This is a genomic window from Pseudomonas laurylsulfatiphila (assembly GCF_002934665.1).
Lineage (GTDB): Bacteria > Pseudomonadota > Gammaproteobacteria > Pseudomonadales > Pseudomonadaceae > Aquipseudomonas > Aquipseudomonas laurylsulfatiphila.
Window position 1 is genome coordinate 647,771 of sequence record NZ_NIRS01000005.1, and the last position, 24,634, is coordinate 672,404.

The window sequence follows — 24,634 nt, forward strand, 5'->3', positions numbered from 1 at the left end:
TACCAATCCTGGGTGGTCAGCGGCTGCGACCGGGTTGTAAAAAACGGAAAAGAAAAAAGGGTAGCCGAGGCTACCCTTTTTAATCAATCACACAACAAATGCAGCCTTAGTGGCCGAACTTCTTGCGGATCTGCTGGACGGTGCGCAGCTGAGCTGCAGCCTCGGCCAGACGTGCGGCAGCAGAACCGTAATCGAATTCAGCGCCACGTTCATGCAAGGCCTTCTCGGCAGCCTTAACGGCTTCCTGAGCGGAGGCTTCATCCAGATCGGCAGCACGTTGCACGGTGTCGGCAAGTACCTTGACCATGTTCGGCTGAACCTCGAGGAAACCACCGGAGATGTAATACACCTCCTCTTCCCCGCCCTGCTTGACCAGGCGGATCGGACCTGGCTTCAGATTAGTGATCAGCGGCGCGTGACCCAGAGCGATACCAAGATCACCCAGTGCACCGTGCGCAATCACCATCTCGACCAGACCGGAAAAGATTTCCCCTTCCGCGCTGACGATATCGCAATGGACTGTCATAGCCATCTGATTGCCTCAACCTAAATTAGCGCCCGTTGCCGGGCGCCGGGATTACAGTTTCTTGGCTTTCTCGATCGCTTCTTCGATGCCGCCAACCATGTAGAACGCTTGTTCTGGCAGGTGGTCGTAGTCACCGTTGAGGATGCCTTTGAAGCCAGCAATGGTGTCTTTCAGGGAAACGTATTTACCCGATGCACCGGTGAAGACTTCAGCCACGAAGAACGGCTGCGACAAGAAGCGCTGGATCTTACGAGCACGGTTTACCAACTGCTTGTCGGCTTCCGACAGCTCGTCCATACCCAGGATCGCAATGATGTCCTTCAGTTCTTTGTAACGCTGCAGAACGTACTGAACGCCGCGAGCGGTGTCGTAGTGGTCCTGGCCGATTACGTTCGGGTCCAGCTGGCGCGAAGTCGAGTCGAGTGGATCGACCGCTGGGTAGATACCCAGGGAAGCGATGTCACGGGACAGAACGACGGTAGCGTCCAAGTGGGCGAAGGTGGTCGCTGGCGACGGGTCGGTCAAGTCATCCGCAGGTACGTATACCGCTTGGATCGAAGTGATCGAACCTTCCTTGGTCGAAGTGATACGTTCTTGCAGAACGCCCATCTCTTCAGCCAGAGTCGGCTGGTAACCTACTGCAGAAGGCATACGGCCCAGCAGTGCGGATACTTCAGTACCGGCCAGGGTGTAACGATAGATGTTGTCGACGAACAGCAGAACGTCGTTACCTTCGTCACGGAACTTCTCGGCCATGGTCAGGCCGGTCAGAGCTACGCGCAGACGGTTTCCCGGCGGCTCGTTCATCTGACCGTAAACCAGTGCCACTTTGTCCAGAACGTTGGAGTCCTTCATCTCGTGGTAGAAGTCGTTACCCTCACGAGTACGCTCACCCACACCGGCGAACACGGAATAACCGCTGTGCTCGATGGCGATGTTACGGATCAGTTCCATCATGTTTACGGTCTTGCCTACACCGGCACCACCGAACAGACCGACTTTACCGCCTTTGGCGAACGGGCAAACCAGGTCGATAACCTTGATGCCGGTTTCCAGCAGGTCGTTGCCGCCTGCCTGTTCAGCGAACGAAGGCGCTGGACGGTGAATGCCCCAACGCTCTTCAGTGGCGATAGGACCAGCTTCGTCGATCGGGTTGCCCAGAACGTCCATGATCCGGCCCAGAGTCGCTTTACCGACCGGTACGGAGATGGCTGCGCCAGAGTCGACAACGTCCAGACCGCGCTTCAAGCCTTCGGTGGAACCCATCGCAATGGTACGAACCACGCCGTCGCCCAGCTGCTGCTGAACTTCCAGGGTGGTCCCGGCCGCGCTTTGTACAGTCAGCGCGTTGTAGATGCTCGGTACGCTGTCGCGTGGAAATTCCACGTCGATAACGGCGCCGATGATTTGAACGATACGTCCGCTACTCATAGCTGGATCCTCTGAATATTTGAACCGTTAAACCGCGGCAGCGCCGCCGACGATTTCCGAGATCTCTTGGGTGATCGCAGCCTGACGCGCCTTGTTGTAGACCAGCTGCAAATCGCTGATCAAATCACCGGCGTTGTCGGTAGCGTTCTTCATCGCGATCATCCGCGCAGCTTGTTCAGCCGCGTTGTTCTCGACCACCGCCTGGTAGACCTGCGACTCCACGTAACGGACCATCAAGCCGTCCAGCAGCTCCTTGGCATCCGGTTCGTAGAGATAGTCCCAGTGGTGCTTGAGGTCTTGATCCGGGGTTGCCACCAGTGGAATCAACTGCTCCACGGTAGGCTGTTGCGTCATGGTGTTGATGAACTTGTTGGACACCACGGACAGGCGGTCAATACGGCCGTCCAGGTAGGCATCCAGCATCACCTTGACGCTGCCGATCAGATCATTGATCGACGGCTCTTCACCCAGGTGGCTGATAGCTGCAACGACGTTACCGCCGAAGTTGCGGAAAAAGGCCGCACCCTTGCTACCAACGACACACAGATCGATCTCGACGCCGTTTTCGCGGTTTACCGCCATGTCCTTGACCAGGGCCTTGAACAGGTTGGTGTTCAAGCCGCCGCACAGACCACGGTCACTGCTCACTACGACATAACCGACACGCTTGATTTCGCGGTCGATCATGAACGGGTGGCGGTATTCCGGGTTGGCGTTGGCCAGATGCCCAATTACCTGGCGGATACGCTCCGCATAAGGACGGCTAGCAGCCATGCGCATTTGTGCCTTGCGCATTTTGCTGACCGCCACTTTTTCCATGGCGCTGGTAATCTTTTGCGTGCTTTTGATGCTCGCAATCTTACTGCGAATCTCTTTTGCGCCTGCCATGTAACACCTATCAGGTTAGCAAGCGGGAGCCTTGCGGCTCCCGCTGCGGCTTACCAGGTTTGGGTGGCCTTGAACTTCTCGATACCGGCTTTCATGCCAGCGTCGATTTCGTCATTGAAGTCACCTTTCACGTTGATCTTCGCCATCAAATCGGCGTGATCGCGGTTGAAGAAAGCAATCAGCGCTTGCTCGAAGCTGCCGATCTTGGCGATTTCAACGTCAGTCAGGAACCCACGCTCAGCGGCATACAGCGACAGCGCCATGTCAGCGATCGACATTGGTGCGTATTGCTTCTGCTTCATCAGCTCGGTAACGCGCTGACCATGCTCAAGTTGCTTACGGGTCGCTTCGTCCAGGTCAGAAGCGAACTGGGCGAATGCCGCCAGTTCACGGTACTGAGCCAGAGCGGTACGGATACCACCGGACAGCTTCTTGATGATCTTGGTCTGAGCGGCACCACCCACACGGGATACCGAAACACCGGCGTTCACTGCAGGGCGGATGCCCGAGTTGAACATGGCCGATTCCAGGAAGATCTGACCGTCGGTGATGGAAATCACGTTGGTCGGAACGAACGCGGAAACGTCGCCAGCCTGGGTTTCGATGATCGGCAGTGCGGTCAGGGAACCGGTTTTGCCGGTCACTGCGCCGTTGGTGAACTTCTCTACGTATTCTTCCGAAACGCGGGATGCGCGCTCCAGCAGACGGGAGTGGAGATAGAACACGTCGCCTGGGTAAGCTTCACGGCCTGGTGGACGGCGCAGCAGCAGGGAAATCTGGCGGTAAGCCACTGCTTGCTTGGACAGATCGTCATAAACGATCAGCGCGTCTTCACCGCGGTCGCGGAAGAATTCACCCATGGTGCAACCGGAGTACGGTGCCAGGAATTGCAGCGCAGGAGATTCCGAAGCACTGGCAGCCACGATGATCGTGTTGGCCAGGGCGCCGTTTTCTTCCAGCTTGCGAACCACGTTGGCGATGGTCGATTGCTTCTGACCGATCGCTACGTAGACGCAGTAGATGCCGCTGTTCTTCTGGTTGATGATCGCGTCGATCGCCAGAGCGGTTTTACCGATCTGACGGTCACCGATGATCAGCTCACGCTGGCCACGGCCGACAGGAATCATGGCATCGACAGCCTTGTAGCCAGTCTGTACAGGCTGGTCTACCGACTTACGCCAGATCACGCCTGGAGCAACTTTCTCGACCGCGTCGGTCTCGGTGTTGCCCAGTGGACCTTTGCCGTCAACAGGGTTACCCAGTGCGTCGACTACGCGACCCAGCAGTTCCTTACCAACCGGAACTTCCAGGATGCGGCCGGTGCACTTGGCGCTCATGCCTTCAGCCAGAGACTGGTATGCGCCCAATACAACGGCACCTACGGAGTCTTGCTCCAGGTTGAGTGCCATACCGAAGACGCCGCCCGGAAACTCGATCATCTCGCCGTACATTACGTCGGCCAGACCGTGAATCCGCACGATACCGTCAGATACGCTGACGACAGTGCCTTCGTTACGGGCTTGGGAGGTCACATCGAGCTTGTCGATGCGGCCCTTGATAATTTCACTTATTTCGGAAGGATTGAGTTGCTGCATTGCTCTGCTGCCCCTTCAAACTCAAGATTTCAATGCTTCGGCAAGTTTCGCGATTTTGCCGCGAATCGAGCCATCGATAACCAGGTCGCCGGCGCGGATGACGACACCACCAATAAGGGCAGCGTCCTCCGCAACTTGCAGGCGCACTTCCCGGTTGAGTCGTGCACTGAGAACCTTGGCGAGTTTGTCTTGCTGTTCTTGGTTCAATGCGAAAGCACTGGTCACTTCAACGTCTACCGACTTCTCTTGTTCGGCCTTGTACAGGTCGAACAGAGCGGCGATCTCCGGCAACAGCGGGAGACGGTCGTTTTCGGCAACGACGTGGATGAAGTTCTGTGCCTTGGCATCAAACTTGTCGCCGCACACGTCAATGAACGTGGCGGCCTTTTCTGCGCTCGTCAGTCGCGGGGCCTTGAGCACGCGCTGCATGGTGTCGTCTTCCGACACCGCTGCAGCCAGGCCGAGCATGGCTGACCAATTGGCCAGTTGCTGGTGGGCCTGAGCGTGCTCGAAGGCCGCCTTAGCGTAAGGTCGGGCCAACGTGGTCAGTTCTGCCATGATCGCCCTCGCTTAGATTTCAGCAGCCAGTTGGTTAACCAGCTCTGCGTGCGCGTTTTGATCGATTGTGGCACCCAGGATCTTCTCGGCGCCGCCGACTGCCAGCAAGCCCACTTGGGCACGCAGCGCGTCTTTGACACTGTTCAGTTCCTGTTCGATCTCGGCCTGAGCCTGAACCTTCACACGGTCAGCGTCGATACGGGCTTTTTCAACAGCCTCTTCGACAATCTGGTTACCGCGTTTCTTGGCTTGCTCGATGATTTCAGCTGCCTGAGCTTTCGCTTCGCGCAGTTGCTGACCCGCTTTTTCTTGGGCCAACTCCAGGTCGCGAGCTGCACGGCTGGCAGCGTCCAGACCATCAGCGATCTTCTTTTGACGTTCGTGCAGAGCCGCAATGACCGGAGGCCATACGAACTTCATGCAGAACAGTACAAAAATCAGGAACGCAACGGACTGGCCAATCAGGGTCGCATTAATGTTCACGCCAACACCTCGCAGTTACGTTGTCCATCACACCAAATTACCCGGAAGATCCGAGTAATTAGCCAGCGATTTGACCAACGAACGGGTTCGCAAAGGTGAAGAACAGAGCGATACCAACACCGATCATGGTTACGGCGTCGAGCAGACCGGCAACGATGAACATTTTAACTTGCAGCATTGGAACCATTTCTGGCTGACGCGCTGCGCCTTCCAGGAACTTGCCGCCCAGCAGGCCGAAACCAATTGCGGTACCCAGTGCGCCCAGGCCGATCAACAGTGCAACAGCGATAGCGGTTAGACCAACTACAGTTTCCATCTTTCCTCCCGACTTTTACGTCGTATGGTTTAGGTTTTTTTAATTTAAAGCGGTAAAACAAATCGTTTCAGAGGCCCCGTGAAGAGCCCCTTCCCGTTTGACCGGGAAGGACATCAGACTAGTCGAGACTGGTCTTAATGGTTTTCTTCGTGCGCCATCGACAGGTAGACGATGGTCAACATCATGAAGATGAACGCCTGCAGGGTGATGATCAGGATGTGGAACACAGCCCACGCCCACTGCAGAACGACGCCCAGGCCGCTGAGCCAGAGCAGACCGCTGCCGAACATCACAGCAATCAGAATGAAGACCAGTTCGCCGGCATACATGTTGCCGAACAGACGCAGAGCCAGGGAGATCGGCTTGGCGATCAGGGTCACGAATTCCAGCAGGAAGTTCACCGGAATCAGCAGGGCCTGAACGAAGATGTTCTTGCTGCCGAACGGGTGCAGGGTCAGCTCGCCGATGAAGCCGCCGAGGCCCTTGACCTTGATGCTGTAGAAAATGATCAGTGCGAAAACCGAGAACGCCATGCCCAGGGTCGCGTTCGGGTCGGTGGTCGACACGGCACGGAACGGGATGTGGTGGTCGCCGGAGATCAGGATGGCCAGTTGAGGAATCCAGTCGACCGGTACCAGGTCGACGGCGTTCATCAGGAACACCCAGACGAAGATGGTCAGTGCCAGCGGTGCAATCACCGGGCTACGGCCATGGAAGCTGTCTTTCACGCTGCCATCGACGAATTCGACCAGTACTTCAACGAAGTTCTGCAAAGCACCAGGCTGACCGGAAGTCGCCTTCTTTGCCGCCATGCGGAAAAGAAGAACGAAGATCAGACCCAATGCGACCGACCAGCCGAGCGTATCGACGTGGAAAGCCCAGAAGCCCATTTCCTTGGCTTCTGCTGCGGTGTGGGCAAAGCCCCAGCCGCCGGTAGGGAGCTGACCGAAGGTCAGGTTCTGCAAGTGGTGCTGGATATAGCCCGAAGCGGTTGTTTCTGCCATGGTTGCCTCAAACGCCCTAAGGTCTCGAAAGTCTTGTTCTCATCAGCAGGGGAGCGAACCAGCTGACTGACTGAGTCAGCACGAAGACACCGAATACTGCAATCGGCGCCAATGGCTTCACACCTGCAAACACCAGTGCAAACAGCACTGCCGTCAAAATCAGTTTGCCTGCCTCGCCGGCATAAAAAGACCGGACGATGGACTGGGCTGCTCGGGCGCCGGAAAACCGAAATGCCCTGTGAGCGAAATAAACATTGGGCAGCAAGGCTATCAGGCCTCCGCAAAGTCCCGAGTACCCGGCAACGACTCCCCGCCATTGCCAGAGCGCCAAAGCAGCAATGAGCAAAACGACAAATTGAGCCATTAACACCGGAAAAACTGCCAGGCGATGGAAGGGCAAGCGGTTTGGCGTGCGGGTTTCCATCACTTTTGCTCTCCAATGGTCGGCTGCCAGAATTCAATAACTTGGCATAATTTGTGCCGACAAAATGCGCGCAGAGTATAGGGGCGGTTCTGCCCCTATTCAACTGTCAGGTAGTGATTTCCGACTGCGCGCTACATGAGGAAATGTTTCAGCGAATATGTGCGAGCACACCTTGGAGTTCATCCAGGGAGTTGTAGCCGATCACCAACTGCCCTTTACCCTTCTTACCGTGGCGAATCTGCACCGCAGAGCCTAGGCGCTCGGCCAGACGCTGTTCGAGGCGGGCGATATCCGGGTCCGGTTTTTGGGGTTCCACAGGCTCCGGTTTGCCACTCAACCACTGGCGAACCAGTGCCTCAGTCTGGCGCACGGTCAGTCCGCGTGCGACAACATGTCGCGCCCCTTCAACCTGTTGATTTTCCGGCAAACCGAGCAAAGCACGGGCATGACCCATTTCCAGGTCGCCGTGGGACAGCATGGTCTTGATGACTTCCGGCAAGGAAATCAGGCGCAACAGGTTAGCCACGGTCACCCGGGACTTGCCCACGGCTTCGGCCACCTGTTGCTGGGTCAGCTGGAACTCCTGCTGCAAACGCTGCAGGGCCACCGCCTCTTCAATCGGGTTCAGGTCTTCGCGCTGGATGTTCTCGATCAGGGCGATGGCGATCGCGGTTTCATCGGGTACATCGCGAACCATCGCCGGGATGGTTTCCTGCCCCGCCTGCTGGCTGGCACGCCAGCGACGTTCGCCAGCAATGATTTCAAAGCGACCGCTGCCGATCGGGCGAACCACGATGGGCTGCATGACGCCCTGGGCCCTGATCGACTGCGCCAATTCTTCCAGCGCCTGCGGGTCCATATCACGACGCGGCTGGTATTTGCCGCGCTGGAGCAGATCCAGGGGAAGGTGTTGCAGCTCACGCTGATCGGCTTGCGCCGCTTGTTCTTCCAGCGAGCTGACAGTCGGACCACTCAACAGAGCATCCAGTCCACGTCCGAGACCTCGTTTCTTGACGGCCATGGGGATTCCTTAAGTTGCCTGAGCGGCGGCGATGCGTGAGTTTTTGCGTTGACGACGAACCATTTCGCCCGCCAGTGCCAGATAGGCAACGGCACCTCGCGATGATTTGTCGTAAGCCAGCGCCGGCATGCCGTAGCTTGGCGCTTCGGCCAGACGGATGTTGCGCGGAATAACGGTGTCGTAGAGCTGTTCGCCGAAGTGTTCCTTGAGCTGCGCCGAGACATCGTTCATCAGGCTCAGGCGCGGGTCGTACATCGTCCGCAGCAGGCCTTCGACCTTGAGGTTCGGATTGAGCAGTTCAGCGATACGCTTGATGTTATCCACAAGGTCGCTCAAGCCTTCGAGTGCGAAGTACTCGCACTGCATGGGGATAATGACCCCATCGGCGGCAACCAGTGCGTTCAAGGTCAGCATCGACAGCGACGGCGGGCAGTCGATCAGGATGTAATCGTAGTTTTCCCGGATCGGCGCCAGCGCACTGCGCAGACGGCTTTCCTTCATCTGCATTTCCAGCAGCACCACTTCGGCCGCGGTCAGGTCGCGGTTGGCCGGCAACAGCTGGTAACCACCGTGTTCGGAGAAGTGCATGGCCTGGGCCAGGTCGCACTCTCCGATCAACAGGTCGTAGACCGAGTTTTCCAGGCCATGTTTATCCACACCGCTACCCATGGTGGCGTTGCCCTGTGGATCGAGGTCGATCAACAGCACCCGGCGCTTGGTCGCGACCAGGGATGCTGCGAGGTTGATGCAGGTGGTGGTTTTGCCCACGCCACCTTTTTGGTTCGCTATCGCGAATACCTTAGCCATTCTTGCTTGTGTTCCCAATCATGCCGTGCGGCGCAGTATCAGCAGATGGCGTTGGCCTTGGCAACCAGGTACGGCCAGGGCGTGTTCGCTATCGAGGTGGAAGTCTGCCGGCAATGCTACCAGCTCATCGGCCGGATGAACGCCCTTCATTGCCAGCCAGCGTGTTTCGCTATCGCCGAGGTGGCGAGTCCAGTTGCTGAAGTTTTCCATGCTGCTGAACGCCCGGGAAATGATCCCGTTGAAGGGTTGGGCAGGCTGGAACGCTTCGACGCGACTGTGGATAACTTGCAGGTTATCCAGTTTGAGTTCGAGTTTGACCTGGGTCAGGAAGCGGGTTTTCTTGCCGTTGCTGTCCAGGCACGTCACCTGGGACTCGGGAAACAGGATAGCCAGCGGAATGCCGGGCATGCCGCCGCCACTGCCAACGTCGAGCCAGCGTCCGTTTTCGATGAATGACATCACGCTCAGACTGTCGAGCAGGTGACGGGAGACCATTTCGTCCGGATCACGCACGGCGGTGAGGTTGTAAGCCTTGTTCCATTTGATCAACAGGGCCAGATAACCCAGCAGTTGCGCGTGCTGGGTTTCTGTCAGCGTGACGCCAAGCTGGCGGGCACCTGTGGATAACTCTTCTGCATGTTGCGAAGTGACCAACGAACTCAAGCGCTTTGCTCCAACTGACGGCCCGCGCCGCGTTTTTTCAAATGAATCATCAACAGCGAAATGGCTGCCGGCGTTACGCCCGGGATACGCGAAGCCTGGCCCAAGGTTTCAGGGCGGGTCGCACCGAGCTTGCTCTGGATCTCTTTGGAGAGACCGGAAATATTCGTGTAATCGATATCCACAGGCAATTTGGTGTCTTCGCTGGCGCGCAGGCGGGCGATTTCATCCTGTTGACGATCGATGTAGCCGGCGTACTTGGTCTTGATTTCGACCTGTTCGGCGACTTGTGGATCTTCTGCACCGCCACCGGTCACTGAGATCAGACCAGCGTAGTCGATTTCCGGACGGCTCAAGAGATTCAGCAGGTTGTATTCATGGGTCAGCGGCGTGCCGAATTTTTCGGCAATCGCATCGCCCTGTTCGGTGCCCGGGCGAACCCAGGTGCTTTTCAGCCGCTGCTCTTCCAGTTCGATGCTTTCGCGTTTTTTGCAGAAAGCCGCCCAACGCACGTCATCCACCAAGCCCAGTTCGCGACCTTTTTCGGTCAGGCGCAGGTCGGCGTTGTCTTCGCGCAGGATCAAACGGTATTCGGCACGGGATGTGAACATCCGGTAAGGCTCTTGGGTGCCGAGGGTAATCAGGTCATCGACCAACACGCCGATATAGGCCTCGTCGCGACGCGGGCACCAGGCCTCTTTGCCCTGCGCGCGCAGTGCCGCGTTGGTTCCGGCGAGCAAACCCTGGGCGCCGGCTTCTTCGTAACCGGTGGTGCCGTTGATTTGCCCGGCGAAGAACAGACCGCCGATCACTTTGGTTTCCAGGCTGTACTTCAGGTCGCGCGGATCGAAGTAGTCGTACTCGATGGCGTAGCCCGGGCGCACGATGTGTGCGTTTTCCATGCCGCGGATCGATTGCACGATCTGCAATTGCACATCGAACGGCAAGGATGTGGATATCCCGTTCGGGTACAGCTCATTCGTGGTCAAACCTTCCGGTTCGATGAAGACCTGGTGGCTTTCCTTGTCGGCAAAGCGATGAATCTTGTCTTCGATCGACGGGCAGTAACGCGGACCGATGCCCTCGATCTCGCCTGCATCGGAATACATCGGCGAACGGTCGAGGTTCGCCGCGATGATTTCGTGGGTTCGGGCGTTGGTGTGGGTAATCCAGCAACTGATCTGCCGTGGATGCTGCTCTTTGGAACCCATGAACGACATCACCGGGATCGGCGTATCGCCGGCCTGCTCGGTCATCACCGAGAAATCCACGGAACGGGCGTCGATACGCGGCGGCGTACCGGTTTTCAGGCGACCGACCCGCAGAGGCAATTCACGCAGACGGTGAGCCAGGGCAATCGACGGTGGATCACCGGCACGGCCGCCGGAGAAATTCTGCAAACCAATGTGGATAAGTCCACCGAGGAAGGTGCCGGTGGTCAAAACCACCGAGTCGGCGAGGAAACGCAGGCCCATCTGGGTCACTACGCCACGCACTTGTTCCTGCTCGACGATCAGGTCATCGGCGGCCTGTTGAAATATCCACAGGTTCGGCTGGTTTTCCAGGATTTCGCGGACAGCGGCCTTGTACAGAATCCGGTCGGCCTGTGCACGGGTAGCACGCACGGCCGGGCCTTTGCGGCTATTCAACACACGAAACTGGATGCCGCCTTTATCGGTGGCCATGGCCATCGCGCCGCCGAGGGCGTCGATTTCCTTGACCAGGTGGCTTTTGCCGATCCCGCCAATGGCCGGGTTGCAACTCATGGCACCGAGGGTTTCCACGTTATGCGTCAGCAACAGGGTTTTCACCCCCATACGTGCTGAGGCCAGTGCTGCCTCGGTACCGGCATGACCGCCGCCGATGACGATCACTTCAAAACGGGAAGGGAAATCCACCACGCACCTCGTGCCTGCTTAAGTAGGTAATTCAGGAATAGTTTGAGCTCAGGTTTTCGGACCTGGTCGACAAGTATAGGGACTTCGCCCTTCCTAAAGAACCCTTTGCACAAAATTTAACCAGCTGTGGAAAAGTCGGAGTTATAGAAATTAAAAAGAGAGAAATTTATTAAATCTTTGTTTTTATGTTTATTTCTATGCACATACCTTTCTGTGGATAGATCTCTACAGGCCTTTATTTTCAATATGTACAGCGATTCAAAACCCTGTGTTCATGTGCCAATGAGGCCCTTGGATAACCGGTGTAAGCCTGTGGATGAAAGGGGTGGTTATCCACAGAGGTGGTTATGTTCAGTTTTCAGGCCCTGTTATCAACTGACCTTAGCGGCGGTTATTCACAGGGCTTAATCCACAGAAAGGTGTCGTTTGCCCGAAATTCAGGCACGAGAATTCCGCTCAAGCAGACAAAGTCGGCTCGGCACTGGAGGGTTTATTCAGAAAAAGAGAGAGCAGACAGGCACGAACGGCCTGTCTGTGAACAACAGGAGGGTTACTTACCGATACAGAAGCTGGAGAAAATTCGCCCCAACAGATCGTCAGAGCTGAAGGCGCCGGTGATTTCTCCCAGTGATTGCTGAGCCTGGCGCAGATCTTCGGCCAACAATTCGCCAGCGCCAGCCAGGGTCAATTGGGCACGACCATGCTCGAGGGCAGCACTGGCATGACGTAGCGCCTCCAAGTGGCGCCGGCGAGCACTGAAGCTGCTTTCGGACGTTTGCTCGTAGCCCATGCAGGCCTTGAGGTGATCACGCAGCAGCTCCAGACCGACACCTCCGGACTTGGCGCTCAGGCTGATGGTGACGTGGCCGTCGTCGCTGATCTCCATGGCAATGGCTTCGCCCGTAAGGTCGGCCTTGTTGCGGATCAGGGTAACTTTCGCGGGATCGGGACGGGTTTCGAGAAATTCCGGCCACAGTGCGAACGGATCGAGCGCTTCCGGTGCGGTAGCATCGACCACGAGCAGTACCCGATCCGCTTCACCGATGGCTTTCAAGGCACGTTCGACGCCGATTTTTTCCACATGGTCATCGGTATCGCGCAGACCGGCGGTATCCACCACATGCAGCGGCATGCCATCGATGTGGATATGTTCACGCAGTACGTCCCGGGTAGTGCCGGCAATTTCGGTCACGATCGCCGCTTCACGTCCTGCCAGTGCATTGAGCAGGCTGGATTTACCGGCATTCGGACGACCGGCAATGACCACGGTCATGCCGTCTCGCAGCAAGGCACCCTGCCCGGCTTCGCGCATCACAGTGGATAACTCGTCGCGCACCTTGTCGAGCATGCTCAGTACATGGCCATCGGCGAGGAAGTCGATTTCCTCTTCCGGGAAATCGATGGCCGCCTCGACATAGATGCGTAGGCCGATGAGTTGCTCGGTGAGGTTATGCACACGTGACGAGAAAGCACCCTGCAGGGAGCGCAACGCGTTTCGCGCAGCCTGGGCAGAACTGGCTTCAATCAGGTCGGCAATTGCCTCGGCCTGGGCCAGGTCAAGCTTGTCGTTGAGGAACGCGCGCTCGCTGAACTCCCCCGGCCGGGCGAGCCGGCAACCCAGTTCCAGGCAGCGCTTGAGCAACATATCCAGAACGATCGGGCCACCATGCCCCTGGAGTTCCAACACATCCTCGCCGGTAAACGAGTTTGGCCCCGGAAAATACAGCGCGATGCCCTGGTCCAGTACCTCATCGTGTTCACTGAAAAACGGACCGTAGTGGGCAAATCGCGGCTTGAGCTCGCGACCGCTGAAAGCCTTGGCCGCAACGCTGGCCAACGGCCCGGAAATACGCACGATGCCTACACCGCCACGACCTTGAGCGGTGGCGACGGCGGCGATGGTTTCACGAGGAACGCTCATAAACCGGTATCCAGACAAAAGTGACAGATAGCAAAACGCCCCACTAGGGGGCGTCTTGAGTGGTTATCCACAGTGTAAGTCAGGCAGCTGCTTTGGTAGCCGCTTCGATCTTACGAGTGATGTACCACTGTTGGGCGATCGACAGGCAGTTGTTCACTACCCAGTACAGCACCAGACCCGCCGGGAACCACAGGAAGAAGAAGGTGAAGATGATTGGCATCAGCTTCATCACCTTGGCCTGCATCGGATCCGGAGGCGTCGGGTTCAACTGCTGCTGGATGAACATGGTTGCACCCATGATGATCGGCAGAATGAAGAACGGATCTTTGATCGACAGGTCAGTAATCCACAGCATGAACGGCGCCTGGCGCATTTCAACGCTTTCCAGCAGAACCCAGTACAGCGAGAGGAAAACCGGCATCTGCACGAGGATTGGCAAGCAACCACCCAGCGGATTGATCTTCTCTTTCTTGTACAGCTCCATCATGGCTTGCGACATTTTCTGCCGGTCATCACCATGTTGCTCTTTCAGCGCGGCCAGTTTCGGTGCCACTGCACGCATGCGCGCCATGGATTTGTAGCTGGCAGCCGACAACGGGAAGAAGATCCCTTTGATCAGCATGGTCAGGAAGATGATCGACCAGCCCCAGTTACCCACAATGGCGTGGATGTGTTGCAGCAACCAGAAGATCGGTTGGGCGATGAACCACAGAATGCCGTAGTCGACAGTCAGTTCCAGGCCTGGGGACAACTCTTTCAGCACGGCCTGGCTTTTCGGGCCGGCGTACAGAACAGCGCTGGTTTCGGCCTTGGCGCCCGGGGCAACACTCATCGATGGGCCAGTGTAGCCGATGATGTAGTTGCCTTTGCTGTCTTTACGGGTCTGGACGACGTTGTTTTCGCCCTTGGCCGGAATCCATGCGGTCACGAAGTAGTGCTGCAACCAGGCAACCCAACCGCCAGTGACGGTTTCTTTCAGCGGCGCCTTGTCCATGTCCTTCATGGACACTTTCTTGTACGGTTCCGAACTTGTCCACAGGGCGGCGCCCAGGTAGGTCGCGGTGCCGGTAGCCGTGGTCGAAGAAGGATCGGCGCTGGCGTCACGCTTCAACTGGGCGAACATCGCACCGGTCCAGGGCTGGGCGCTCTGGTTGTCGATCAGGTAGGAAACGGTTACGTCATACAGGCCACGTTTCAGGGTGAAACGCTTGATGTAGTTGACGCCGTCCTTGCTGAACTTCAGGTCCACGACCAATTGGTCCTGACCGTCAGCCAGTTGATAAACCTTCTTCTCCGAGGAATAAACCGGACGACCGGCCGGATTTGCATCCGGACCGTTGGTGCCGATCAGACCGCTTTGTGCCAGATAAGTACGTTCGCCGCCGTTATCGAACAACTGGAACGGAATTTCCGGGTGATCCTGACGACGCGGATACAGCGGCAGGGTCAGCTGGGCAACATCACCACCTTGTGGGTCGATAGCCAGGTCCAGTACATCCGTTTTGATCTGGATGAGGTCCTTGCTCACACCCACCGGTGTTTCGGCAGGTGCGCTGGTGTCGCTAGCAGCACGTGGAATGTCGTCACTGGCGGAAGCGTTGGAGCCAGATGCCGTATCCGGCAGGCCCGATGCAGTCGTATTGGTGGCAACATTCTGAGTCGGCAGGGCAGCCTGGCCATAGTCCTGGTTCCATTTAAGAACCATAACGTAGGACACGATTGCCAGGGCGACGATCAGGATCGTGCGTTTGATATCCATGATTACTCGGCCATCGAAGAAGAACGGGAGGTAGGGATAGGTGGAACCGGGTCATAACCACCGGGATTCCACGGATGACAGCGACCTAAACGACGAAAGGTCAGCCAGCCACCGCGAAGAAGGCCATGATTTTCGATGGCTTCTAACGCGTAGCAGGAACAACTGGGGTAGAAACGACAGTGACTGGCCATCAGGGGACTAATGGCATAGCGATAAAACTGGATCGGAACGAGTGCCAGTTTACGCATCTGGACTGTCTACCCCTACAGTTTCGGTTTTGACTGCTGGTACCGGCGAACTGCGAGCCAGGCGTTTCCAGAGTTTGCCGAAATGCTGAATCAATTCGGGGTTTTCTACGTCACCCAAACCTTTGCGCGCGACGATAACAATGTCCCAACCGACCAGTGAATCCTGGTTCAGGCGAAACGATTCGCGCATCAGACGTTTGAGGCGATTGCGCTCGACGGAGAGCTTTACGCTCTTTTTCCCGATAACCAACCCGAGACGGGGGTGATCAAGATCGTTGTTGCGCGCAAGGAGCAGGAGATTTTTCCCCGGAACCTTGCCGGTAGGGGAGTCAAAGACTGCCTTGAAATGCCGGGGAGTAAGCAGACGCTTTTCCCGACTGAAGTCCTGACTCACCTCCAGTGCCGGCTTATCAAACTGCCAGACGCGCACGACCTTTGGCGCGACGACGCGACAGAACGGCACGACCGTTCTTGGTAGCCATGCGAGCACGGAAACCGTGGGTACGAGCGCGTTTGATAGTGCTTGGTTGGAAAGTACGTTTCATTGTCGTGTTACCTGGTTCGTCCACAACGGGCCGGAATGGCCCCCGTTTTAAGAGACCGGGGATTCTAGAGAAAGCAAGCCTTCAGGTCAATTTCCAACCAGCGTTTCCTTATAAATAGATCTCCAGGCGTTTTGCGCTGGACGAACCGCCGGTAAATATAAAAATAAGAAAGGAAAGTATTTAAAGCTTTTCTGTAAAGCTTATAAAAGCTAGGCCTGCACCCTTCTGTGGATAAGTGGCTTCATGCCTTGTTTTACCTGCTGTACAGAGAATGACAACTACAGTGGAAAACCGTGTTCAGCCTGTGCTGCGCTGTCGGATAACCTGTGTGTGGAATGCCGGTTTATCCACAGGTCGGTTATCCACCGAGTTTCGCCCCCACTTGTGCAATGACCTTAACCCCGGTTATCCACAGAGCTTATGCACAGACCACTGGTCGTCTTTTTTGCATATGAAACGGCGATTCTTCTTGGTTGATGAACCACCTTCGTGTGGATAAGTCGGCGTCTGGTCGCTACAATGGCCGCTTGTTTTTGCCTCACCGGCTTTCAACTTAGGGGATATCCGTGTCAGTGGAACTTTGGCAGCAGTGCGTGGAGCTTCTGCGCGATGAGCTGCCTGCCCAACAATTCAACACTTGGATCCGTCCACTACAGGTCGAAGCCGAAGGCGACGAGTTGCGTGTCTATGCACCCAATCGTTTTGTTCTGGACTGGGTCAACGAAAAGTACCTGGGGCGTGTTCTCGAATTGCTCGATGAGCACGGCAATGGCATGGCGCCTGCGCTTTCCTTATTAATAGGCAGCAAACGCAGTTCGGCACCGCGTGCCGCGCCAAATGCTCCCCTGGCAGCCGCGGCTTCCCAGGCCCAGGCTGCTCAAACACTAGCCACCCCGCCGTCGCCAGCACCTGCTGCGGCTTCGACCAAGCGCGCCACGCAAAAAGTGGCCGAGGTCACTGAGGAAGAACCTTCCCGTGACAGCTTCGACCCGATGGCCGGCGCCAGTTCGCAACAGGCCCCGGTTCGCGCCGAGCAACGTACCGTGCAGGTCGAAGGTGCGCTCAAGCACACCAGTTACCTGAACCGCACTTTTACCTTCGAGAACTTCGTTGAAGGTAAATCCAACCAGTTGGCGCGCGCTGCCGCCTGGCAGGTGGCCGACAACCCCAAGCACGGTTACAACCCGCTCTTCCTTTATGGTGGCGTCGGCCTGGGTAAAACCCACTTGATGCATGCTGTGGGTAACCATCTATTAAAGAAGAACCCGAATGCCAAGGTGGTGTACCTGCATTCCGAGCGTTTCGTGGCGGACATGGTCAAGGCCCTGCAACTGAACGCGATCAACGAGTTCAAACGCTTCTACCGTTCGGTGGATGCGTTGCTGATCGATGACATTCAGTTCTTCGCCCGTAAAGAGCGTTCACAGGAAGAGTTTTTCCACACCTTCAACGCCCTGCTCGAAGGTGGCCAGCAGGTCATTCTCACCAGTGACCGCTACCCGAAAGAAATCGAAGGCCTTGAAGAACGCCTCAAATCCCGCTTTGGCTGGGGCCTGACCGTAGCGGTCGAGCCTCCGGAGCTGGAAACCCGCGTGGCGATCCTGATGAAGAAGGCCGATCAGGCCAAAGTCGAGCTGCCGCATGACGCCGCGTTCTTCATTGCCCAGCGTATTCGCTCCAACGTCCGTGAGCTGGAAGGCGCGCTCAAACGCGTGATCGCCCACTCGCACTTCATGGGGCGCGATATCACCATCGAGCTGATTCGCGAATCCCTGAAGGACTTGTTGGCGTTGCAGGATAAACTGGTCTCTGTGGATAACATTCAGCGCACCGTCGCCGAGTACTACAAGATCAAGATCTCCGACTTGCTGTCCAAGCGTCGTTCTCGCTCGGTCGCACGTCCGCGTCAGGTTGCAATGGCCTTGTCCAAAGAGTTGACTAACCACAGTCTGCCGGAAATCGGCGACGTGTTTGGCGGCCGCGACCATACGACTGTTTTGCACGCCTGCCGCAAGATCAACGAACTTAAGGAATCCGACGCGGACATCCGCGAGGACTACAAGAACCTGCTGCGTACACTGACCACTTGATGAACACCAGCGCAGCTAATTAAGGCAAGGGACTAGACCATGCATTTCACCATTCAACGCGAAGCCCTGTTGAAACCCCTGCAACTGGTCGCAGGCGTCGTCGAACGCCGCCAGACCTTGCCGGTGCTCTCCAACGTGCTGCTGGTTGTCGAAGGCCAGCAATTGTCGCTGACCGGTACCGACCTGGAAGTCGAGCTGGTCGGTCGTGTTCAACTCGAAGAGCCGGCGGATCCGGGTTCCATCACCGTGCCTGCGCGCAAGCTGATGGACATCTGCAAGAGCCTGCCAAACGATGCGCTGATCGACATAAAGGTCGATGAGCAGAAGCTTGTGGTCAAGGCCGGCCGCAGCCGCTTCACCTTGTCGACGCTGCCGGCCAACGACTTCCCTACCGTGGAAGAAGGCCCGGGCTCGCTGACCTGCAGCCTGGAGCAAAGCAAGCTGCGTCGTCTAATCGAGCGCACCAGCTTCGCCATGGCTCAGCAGGACGTGCGTTACTACCTCAACGGCATGCTGCTGGAAGTTTCCGCTGGTGTGATCCGCGCCGTGGCCACCGACGGTCACCGCCTGGCCATGTGCTCGATGCAGGCCGATATCGGCCAACCGGATCGTCACCAGGTCATCGTACCGCGCAAAGGTATCCTCGAACTGGCACGCCTGCTCACCGAGCCGGATGGCAATGTCAGCATCGTGCTGGGTCAGCACCACATCCGCGCCACCACCGGTGAATTCACCTTCACCTCGAAACTGGTCGACGGCAAATTCCCAGACTACGAACGCGTTCTGCCAAAAGGCGGCGACAAGCTGGTACTGGGCGATCGCCAGGCGCTGCGCGAAGCCTTCAGCCGTACCGCGATCCTGTCCAACGAGAAGTACCGTGGTATCCGTCTGCAACTGGCCAGCGGTCAGCTGAAGATCCAGGCGAACAACCCGGAGCAGGAAGAAGCGGAAGAAGAAGTGGGCGTTGAATACAACGGTGGCTCTCTGGAAATCGGCTTCAACGTGAGCTACCTGCTCGACGTGCTGGGCGTGATGACCACCGAGCAGGTTCGTCTGATCCTGTCCGACTCCAACAGCAGTGCGCTGGTGCAGGAATCGGATAACGACGACTCGGCCTACGTTGTCATGCCGATGCGTCTGTAGTCATGCCCAGCAGAAGCTAGATGTCCTTAAGTCGCGTCTCGGTCACCGCGGTGCGCAATCTGCACCCGGTGACCTTCTCCCCCTCCCCCCGCATCAATATCCTTTACGGCGCCAACGGCAGCGGCAAAACCAGTGTTCTGGAAGCCATCCATCTGCTGGGGCTTGCCCGTTCGTTTCGCAGCACCCGACTGTTGCCGGTCATTCAATACGAGCAACTGGCGTGCACGGTCTTTGGCCAGGTTGAACTGGCCGAGGGTGGGCACAGCGCCCTCGGCATTTCGCGGGATCGCCAAGGCGAATTCCAGATCCGTATCGATGGGCAGAACGCCCGCAGCGCCGCGCAACTGGCGGAGATATTGCCGCTGCAACTAATCAACCCGGACAGTTTTCGATTGCTGGAAGGGGCGCCGAAGATTCGCCGGCAGTTTCTCGACTGGGGCGTGTTCCACGTGGAACCGCGCTTCATGTCAACCTGGCAGCGCTTGCAGAAGGCCCTGCGCCAGAGAAACTCTTGGCTGCGGCATGGTACACTTGACGCCGTTTCGCAAGCGGTTTGGGACAGGGAACTGTGCCAGGCCAGCGCTGAAATTGATGAATACCGCCGCGCTTATATCAAAGCCTTGAAACCAGTCTTTGAACAAACCTTGAGCGAACTGGTTGAGCTTGAAGGTTTGACGCTCAGCTATTACCGCGGCTGGGACAAGGACCGTGAACTGAGCGCTGTGCTCGCCGGGTCTCTGCAGCGGGACCAGCAAATGGGGCATACCCAGGCCGGACCACAACGTGCTGATTTGCGTCTCAGACTGGGCGCACACAACGCCGCGGACATCTTGTCCCGTGGCCAGCAGAAGTTGGTGGTTTGCGCATTGCGGATTGCCCAAGGGCACCTGGTCAGTCAGGCTCGACGCGGTCAGTGTATTTATCTGGTGGATGACTTGCCGTCCGAGCTGGACGAGCACCACCGTCGCGCGCTTTGCCGCTTGTTGGAAGACTTACGCTGCCAGGTATTTATCACCTGTGTAGATCACGAATTATTGAGGGAAGGCTGGCAGACGGAAACGCCAGTCGCTCTGTTCCACGTGGAACAGGGCCGTATCACCCAGACCCACGACCATCGGGAGTGAAGGCATTGAGCGAAGAAAATACGTACGACTCAACGAGCATTAAAGTGCTGAAAGGCCTGGATGCCGTACGCAAACGTCCCGGTATGTACATTGGTGATACCGACGATGGCAGCGGTCTGCACCACATGGTGTTCGAGGTGGTCGATAACTCGATCGACGAAGCGCTCGCCGGCTACTGCGACGACATCAGCATCATCATCCACCCGGATGAGTCCATCACCGTTCGCGACAACGGCCGTGGCATCCCGGTAGACGTACACAAAGAAGAAGGCGTTTCGGCAGCCGAGGTCATCATGACCGTGCTGCACGCCGGCGGTAAATTCGACGACAACTCCTACAAGGTTTCCGGCGGTCTGCACGGTGTGGGTGTGTCGGTCGTTAACGCCCTCTCGGAAGAGCTGGTCCTGACCGTTCGCCGTAGTGGCAAGATCTGGGAGCAGACTTACGTCCACGGTGTTCCGCAAGAGCCGATGAAAATCGTTGGCGACTCCGAAACCACCGGTACGCAGATCCACTTCAAGGCTTCCAGCGAAACCTTCAAGAACATTCACTTCAGCTGGGACATCCTGGCCAAGCGGATTCGTGAACTGTCCTTCCTCAACTCCGGTGTCGGCATCGTCCTCAAGGACGAGCGCAGCGGCAAGGAAGAGCTGTTCAAGTACGAAGGCGGCCTGCGTGCGTTCGTTGAATACCTGAACACCAACAAGACTCCGGTCAACCAGGTGTTCCACTTCAACATCCAGCGTGAAGACGGCATCGGCGTGGAAATCGCCCTGCAGTGGAACGACAGCTTCAACGAGAACCTGTTGTGCTTCACCAACAACATTCCACAGCGCGACGGCGGTACTCACCTGGTGGGTTTCCGTTCCGCACTGACGCGTAACCTGAACACCTACATCGAAGCAGAAGGCCTGGCGAAGAAGCACAAGGTCGCCACTACCGGTGACGATGCCCGTGAAGGCCTGACCGCGATCATTTCGGTGAAGGTACCGGATCCGAAGTTCAGCTCCCAGACCAAAGACAAGCTGGTGTCTTCCGAAGTGAAGACTGCGGTCGAACAGGAAATGGGCAAGTACTTCTCCGACTTCCTGCTGGAAAACCCGAACGAAGCCAAGCTGGTTGTCGGCAAGATGATCGACGCCGCTCGTGCCCGTGAAGCGGCGCGCAAGGCCCGTGAGATGACCCGCCGCAAAGGCGCACTGGACATCGCCGGCCTGCCGGGCAAACTGGCGGACTGCCAGGAAAAGGACCCTGCCCTGTCCGAACTGTACCTCGTGGAAGGTGACTCCGCGGGCGGCTCTGCCAAGCAGGGACGTAACCGCAGGACCCAGGCGATTCTGCCCCTCAAGGGTAAGATCCTGAACGTCGAGAAGGCACGCTTCGACAAGATGATCTCTTCCCAGGAAGTAGGCACCTTGATCACTGCGCTCGGCTGCGGCATCGGTCGCGAAGAGTACAACATCGACAAGCTGCGCTATCACAACATCATCATCATGACCGATGCTGACGTCGACGGTTCGCACATCCGTACCTTGCTGCTGACCTTCTTCTTCCGTCAGTTGCCGGAGCTGATCGAGCGTGGCTACATCTACATCGCCCAGCCGCCGCTGTACAAAGTGAAGAAAGGCAAGCAAGAGCAATACATCAAAGACGACGACGCCATGGAAGAGTACATGACGCAGTCGGCCCTGGAAGATGCGAGCCTGCACCTGAACGAGGAAGCACCGGGTATTTCCGGCGAAGCCCTTGAGCGTCTGGTGAACGACTTCCGTCTGGTAATGAAGACCCTCAAGCGTCTGTCGCGCCTGTACCCACAGGAACTGACCGAGCACTTCATCTACCTGCCGGCGGTCAGCATGGATCAACTGTCCGATCACGCAGCGATGCAGGATTGGCTGGCCCAGTACGAAGTGCGTCTGCGCACCGTCGAGAAATCGGGTCTGGTCTACAAGGCCAGCCTGCGTGAAGACCGTGAGCGTAACGTCTGGCTGCCAGAGGTCGAACTGATCTCCCACGGCCTGTCCAACTACGTCACCTTCAACCGCGACTTCTTCGGCAGCAACGACTACAAGACCGTGGTTTCCCTGGGCGCTCAACTGAGCACCTTGCTGGACGACGGCGCGTACATCCAGCGTGGCGAGCGCAAGAAGCAGGTCACCGAGTTCAAGGAAGCCCTAGAGTGGTTGATGGCCGAAAGTACCAAGCGCCACACCATCCAGCGATACAAAGGACTGGGCGAGATGAACCCGGATCAGCTGTGGGAAACCACCATGGACCCGGGCTCGCGCCGCATGCTCAAAGTGACTATCGAAGACGCCATTGGCGCGGACCAGATCTTCAACACCCTGATGGGTGATGCGGTCGAGCCTCGTCGTGACTTCATCGAGAGCAACGCCCTGGCGGTGTCCAACCTGGACTTCTGATTCCGGTCGCCCCGCCATACAAAAGGCCAACGCTCATGCGTTGGCCTTTTTATTTGTTGAGGTCAAAAGATCGCAGCCTTTGGCAGCTCCTACAGGCAGAAATCGATATCCCTGTAGGAGCTGCCAAAGGCTGCGATCTATTGATTTTCCCCACCTGCTTCACTCTCGACTCGCTTTGTACACCGCCTGAAGCATCCACATTACAGGCATAAAAAAACCGGCTATATCAGCCGGTTTTTTTACGTCCGAAAAAAACTTATGCACGTTTTTATGGGATTTATCATTCTAAGAAATATGTAAAAGAATCATAAGCTTACGTGCAAATAACGACGGTTTTCAATGAAACAGTACACAGGTTATCCACAGAATCTCAGACAGTCACTTGATCGTTTGAAACCGGCGCTTGCGGAGCCGGTGGCAGTGAGCCCATTTCCCGTTGCATCTGCTCGTTCCAGGCCTGGACCCGGTCGTTCAATTCAGCAATGGCTCGCGGTCCGGTGCCTTCGGCATACATCGGTGTGCCAATGATCACGGTGATGACGCCCTGCTTCTTCGCCCAACCGGTTTTCGGCCAGAACTTGCCAGCGTTGTGCGCAATCGGCAGCACGGGCAATTCGGCGTTGACCGCCAATGCACTGCCACCGCGTGAGAACTTTCCGATGGTGCCGTAAGGAACGCGCGTGCCTTCGGGGAAGATCAGCACCCAGACATTGTCCTTTAGCAACTCATCGCCTTTCTGCGCCACATGCTTGAGTGCGGCTTTCGGGTTGTCGCGATCGATGGCGATCGGTCGCAGCATGGCCATGGCCCAACCGAAGAACGGCACATAGAGCAATTCGCGTTTGAGCACCTGGCTCAGCGGCGAGAAGTAGGCAGAGAGAAAGAATGTCTCCCATGTGCTCTGGTGGTTCGACTGAATGACGCAAGGCCGTTCAGGGACGTTCTCGGCACCCTTCACTTCGTAGCGGATACCCAGAAACACCTTGCTCAGCCACAACGCGCAGCGGCACCAGTAAACGTTGATGAAGCGATAGCGTGCCTTGAACGGCAGAAACGGCGCGATAAAAAAACTCAGGCTGCACCACAGCAAGGAGCTGGTGCCCAGCAGCAGGTAAAAGAGGAAGGTTCTGATGGCCTGCAGTATCGACATGGTGACGGTTACCGTGCGGGCTTTGCCCGTCTATATAAAGCGCACTTCCGATCACTCCTTGGTCAGGAGTCTCGAAAACGCTCTAATTGTGGATAAGTTCTGCGGCAATCGCCGCCAGATCGTCAAAAATCAAGGTGCCTGCCGGTAAGGTCTTGCCCAAGGTTTTTTCGCCTTTTCCGGTCTTTACCAAAACTGGCTGTGAATCGACGGCTTTAGCGGCTTCCAGGTCACCAAGGCTATCGCCGACGAACCATAGATTAGTCAGCGACACGTTGTAATGTGCGGCGATGTTTTTCAACATCCCGGGTTTCGGCTTGCGGCAATCGCAGCCTTCGTCCGGCCCGTGCGGGCAGTAGACGATCAGGCCGACTTCACCACCCTGCTCCGCCACCAGCGCGCGCAAGCGCTCGTGCATGGCATCGAGGGTGGCGAGGTCGTAGTAGCCGCGAGCGATGCCCGACTGGTTGGTAGCGACGGCTACCGTCCAGCCGGCCTTGCTCAACTGCGCGATGGCTTCGATCGAACCGGGGAGTGGAATCCACTCCTCCACCGACTTGATGTAAGCGTCGGAGTCGTAATTGATCACTCCGTCCCGATCGAGAATCAGCAGTTTCAAACAG

24 protein-coding genes are annotated in these 24,634 nt (G+C 57.0%); 4 read left to right on the top strand and 20 right to left on the bottom strand.

Annotated features, from left to right (window positions below; translation table 11 throughout):
* Positions 1–106: 106 nt before the first annotated feature.
* From CD175_RS21525 to rpmH, 18 genes are all read right to left on the bottom strand, one after another.
* On the bottom strand, positions 107–532 hold the full coding sequence (locus tag CD175_RS21525) for a F0F1 ATP synthase subunit epsilon (RefSeq protein WP_007969909.1): 426 nt from the start codon (positions 530–532) through the stop codon (positions 107–109).
* Positions 533–577: 45 nt separating this feature from the next.
* Complete coding sequence (gene atpD / locus CD175_RS21530; RefSeq protein ID WP_008045671.1) at positions 578–1,957, bottom strand: F0F1 ATP synthase subunit beta; 1,380 nt, start codon at positions 1,955–1,957, stop codon at positions 578–580.
* A gap of 27 nt (positions 1,958–1,984) precedes the next feature.
* Complete coding sequence (gene atpG / locus CD175_RS21535) at positions 1,985–2,845, bottom strand: F0F1 ATP synthase subunit gamma (RefSeq protein WP_008045673.1); 861 nt, start codon at positions 2,843–2,845, stop codon at positions 1,985–1,987.
* A 50-nt stretch (positions 2,846–2,895) separates the two neighbouring features.
* Positions 2,896–4,440, bottom strand: coding sequence for a F0F1 ATP synthase subunit alpha (atpA, locus tag CD175_RS21540; protein ID WP_008045678.1), 1,545 nt, complete (start codon positions 4,438–4,440; stop codon positions 2,896–2,898).
* Between the two features lie 21 nt (positions 4,441–4,461).
* Complete coding sequence (locus CD175_RS21545) at positions 4,462–4,998, bottom strand: F0F1 ATP synthase subunit delta (protein ID WP_008045680.1); 537 nt, start codon at positions 4,996–4,998, stop codon at positions 4,462–4,464.
* Between the two features lie 12 nt (positions 4,999–5,010).
* Positions 5,011–5,481 (bottom strand): F0F1 ATP synthase subunit B, encoded by a 471-nt coding sequence (locus CD175_RS21550; RefSeq protein ID WP_008064601.1) that lies wholly within the window; start codon positions 5,479–5,481, stop codon positions 5,011–5,013.
* A 58-nt stretch (positions 5,482–5,539) separates the two neighbouring features.
* On the bottom strand, positions 5,540–5,797 hold the full coding sequence (gene atpE, locus CD175_RS21555; protein WP_003097235.1) for a F0F1 ATP synthase subunit C: 258 nt from the start codon (positions 5,795–5,797) through the stop codon (positions 5,540–5,542).
* 134 nt (positions 5,798–5,931) lie between these two features.
* A complete protein-coding gene (gene atpB, locus CD175_RS21560; protein ID WP_104450363.1) occupies positions 5,932–6,801 on the bottom strand; it encodes a F0F1 ATP synthase subunit A in 870 nt (289 codons plus the stop codon).
* Positions 6,802–6,817: 16 nt separating this feature from the next.
* On the bottom strand, positions 6,818–7,225 hold the full coding sequence (locus CD175_RS21565; RefSeq protein ID WP_007969901.1) for a F0F1 ATP synthase subunit I: 408 nt from the start codon (positions 7,223–7,225) through the stop codon (positions 6,818–6,820).
* 148 nt (positions 7,226–7,373) lie between these two features.
* Positions 7,374–8,246: a ParB/RepB/Spo0J family partition protein gene (locus CD175_RS21570; RefSeq protein WP_007969899.1), complete on the bottom strand. Its 873-nt coding sequence runs from the start codon at positions 8,244–8,246 to the stop codon at positions 7,374–7,376.
* Between the two features lie 9 nt (positions 8,247–8,255).
* Positions 8,256–9,053 (bottom strand): ParA family protein, encoded by a 798-nt coding sequence (locus tag CD175_RS21575; protein ID WP_008002319.1) that lies wholly within the window; start codon positions 9,051–9,053, stop codon positions 8,256–8,258.
* Positions 9,054–9,071: 18 nt separating this feature from the next.
* Positions 9,072–9,716, bottom strand: coding sequence for a 16S rRNA (guanine(527)-N(7))-methyltransferase RsmG (gene rsmG, locus CD175_RS21580; RefSeq protein WP_007969895.1), 645 nt, complete (start codon positions 9,714–9,716; stop codon positions 9,072–9,074).
* Positions 9,713–11,611, bottom strand: coding sequence for a tRNA uridine-5-carboxymethylaminomethyl(34) synthesis enzyme MnmG (mnmG, locus tag CD175_RS21585; RefSeq protein WP_104450364.1), 1,899 nt, complete (start codon positions 11,609–11,611; stop codon positions 9,713–9,715). The genes rsmG and mnmG overlap by 4 nt, the downstream gene beginning before the upstream one ends.
* Before the next feature lie 550 nt (positions 11,612–12,161).
* A complete protein-coding gene (mnmE, locus tag CD175_RS21595) occupies positions 12,162–13,532 on the bottom strand; it encodes a tRNA uridine-5-carboxymethylaminomethyl(34) synthesis GTPase MnmE (RefSeq protein WP_104450366.1) in 1,371 nt (456 codons plus the stop codon).
* A gap of 79 nt (positions 13,533–13,611) precedes the next feature.
* Positions 13,612–15,291, bottom strand: coding sequence for a membrane protein insertase YidC (gene yidC, locus CD175_RS21600; protein WP_104450367.1), 1,680 nt, complete (start codon positions 15,289–15,291; stop codon positions 13,612–13,614).
* Between the two features lie 2 nt (positions 15,292–15,293).
* A complete protein-coding gene (gene yidD, locus CD175_RS21605) occupies positions 15,294–15,539 on the bottom strand; it encodes a membrane protein insertion efficiency factor YidD (RefSeq protein WP_010207715.1) in 246 nt (81 codons plus the stop codon).
* The gene (gene rnpA / locus CD175_RS21610) at positions 15,532–15,933 is read right to left on the bottom strand and encodes a ribonuclease P protein component (protein ID WP_015097448.1); all 402 of its coding nucleotides are present in this window, start codon (positions 15,931–15,933) and stop codon (positions 15,532–15,534) included. Before rnpA ends, yidD begins: the two co-directional genes overlap by 8 nt.
* Positions 15,934–15,949: 16 nt before the next feature.
* On the bottom strand, positions 15,950–16,084 hold the full coding sequence (gene rpmH, locus CD175_RS21615) for a 50S ribosomal protein L34 (protein ID WP_003213577.1): 135 nt from the start codon (positions 16,082–16,084) through the stop codon (positions 15,950–15,952).
* Between the two features lie 566 nt (positions 16,085–16,650).
* Between rpmH and dnaA the strand changes: the two genes are divergently transcribed.
* Genes dnaA through gyrB form a run of 4 tightly spaced genes read left to right on the top strand, consistent with a single transcriptional unit; the run spans position 16,651 to position 22,864 of the window.
* Positions 16,651–18,174 (top strand): chromosomal replication initiator protein DnaA, encoded by a 1,524-nt coding sequence (gene dnaA / locus CD175_RS21620; protein ID WP_104450369.1) that lies wholly within the window; start codon positions 16,651–16,653, stop codon positions 18,172–18,174.
* A gap of 39 nt (positions 18,175–18,213) precedes the next feature.
* Positions 18,214–19,317, top strand: coding sequence for a DNA polymerase III subunit beta (gene dnaN, locus CD175_RS21625; RefSeq protein ID WP_007969885.1), 1,104 nt, complete (start codon positions 18,214–18,216; stop codon positions 19,315–19,317).
* A 20-nt stretch (positions 19,318–19,337) separates the two neighbouring features.
* Positions 19,338–20,441 carry a DNA replication/repair protein RecF gene (gene recF, locus CD175_RS21630; protein WP_007969883.1) on the top strand — a complete coding sequence of 368 codons (1,104 nt, stop codon included), beginning with the start codon at positions 19,338–19,340 and terminating at the stop codon, positions 20,439–20,441.
* 5 nt (positions 20,442–20,446) lie between these two features.
* A complete protein-coding gene (gene gyrB / locus CD175_RS21635) occupies positions 20,447–22,864 on the top strand; it encodes a DNA topoisomerase (ATP-hydrolyzing) subunit B (RefSeq protein WP_007969881.1) in 2,418 nt (805 codons plus the stop codon).
* A 370-nt stretch (positions 22,865–23,234) separates the two neighbouring features.
* Here gyrB and CD175_RS21640 read toward each other — a convergent pair whose 3' ends face one another.
* Positions 23,235–24,014 carry a lysophospholipid acyltransferase family protein gene (locus CD175_RS21640; RefSeq protein WP_104450370.1) on the bottom strand — a complete coding sequence of 260 codons (780 nt, stop codon included), beginning with the start codon at positions 24,012–24,014 and terminating at the stop codon, positions 23,235–23,237.
* A gap of 82 nt (positions 24,015–24,096) precedes the next feature.
* Entirely contained in the window at positions 24,097–24,630 is a 534-nt protein-coding gene (gene gmhB / locus CD175_RS21645) for a D-glycero-beta-D-manno-heptose 1,7-bisphosphate 7-phosphatase (RefSeq protein WP_007985079.1), read from the bottom strand.
* Positions 24,631–24,634 lie beyond the last annotated feature (4 nt).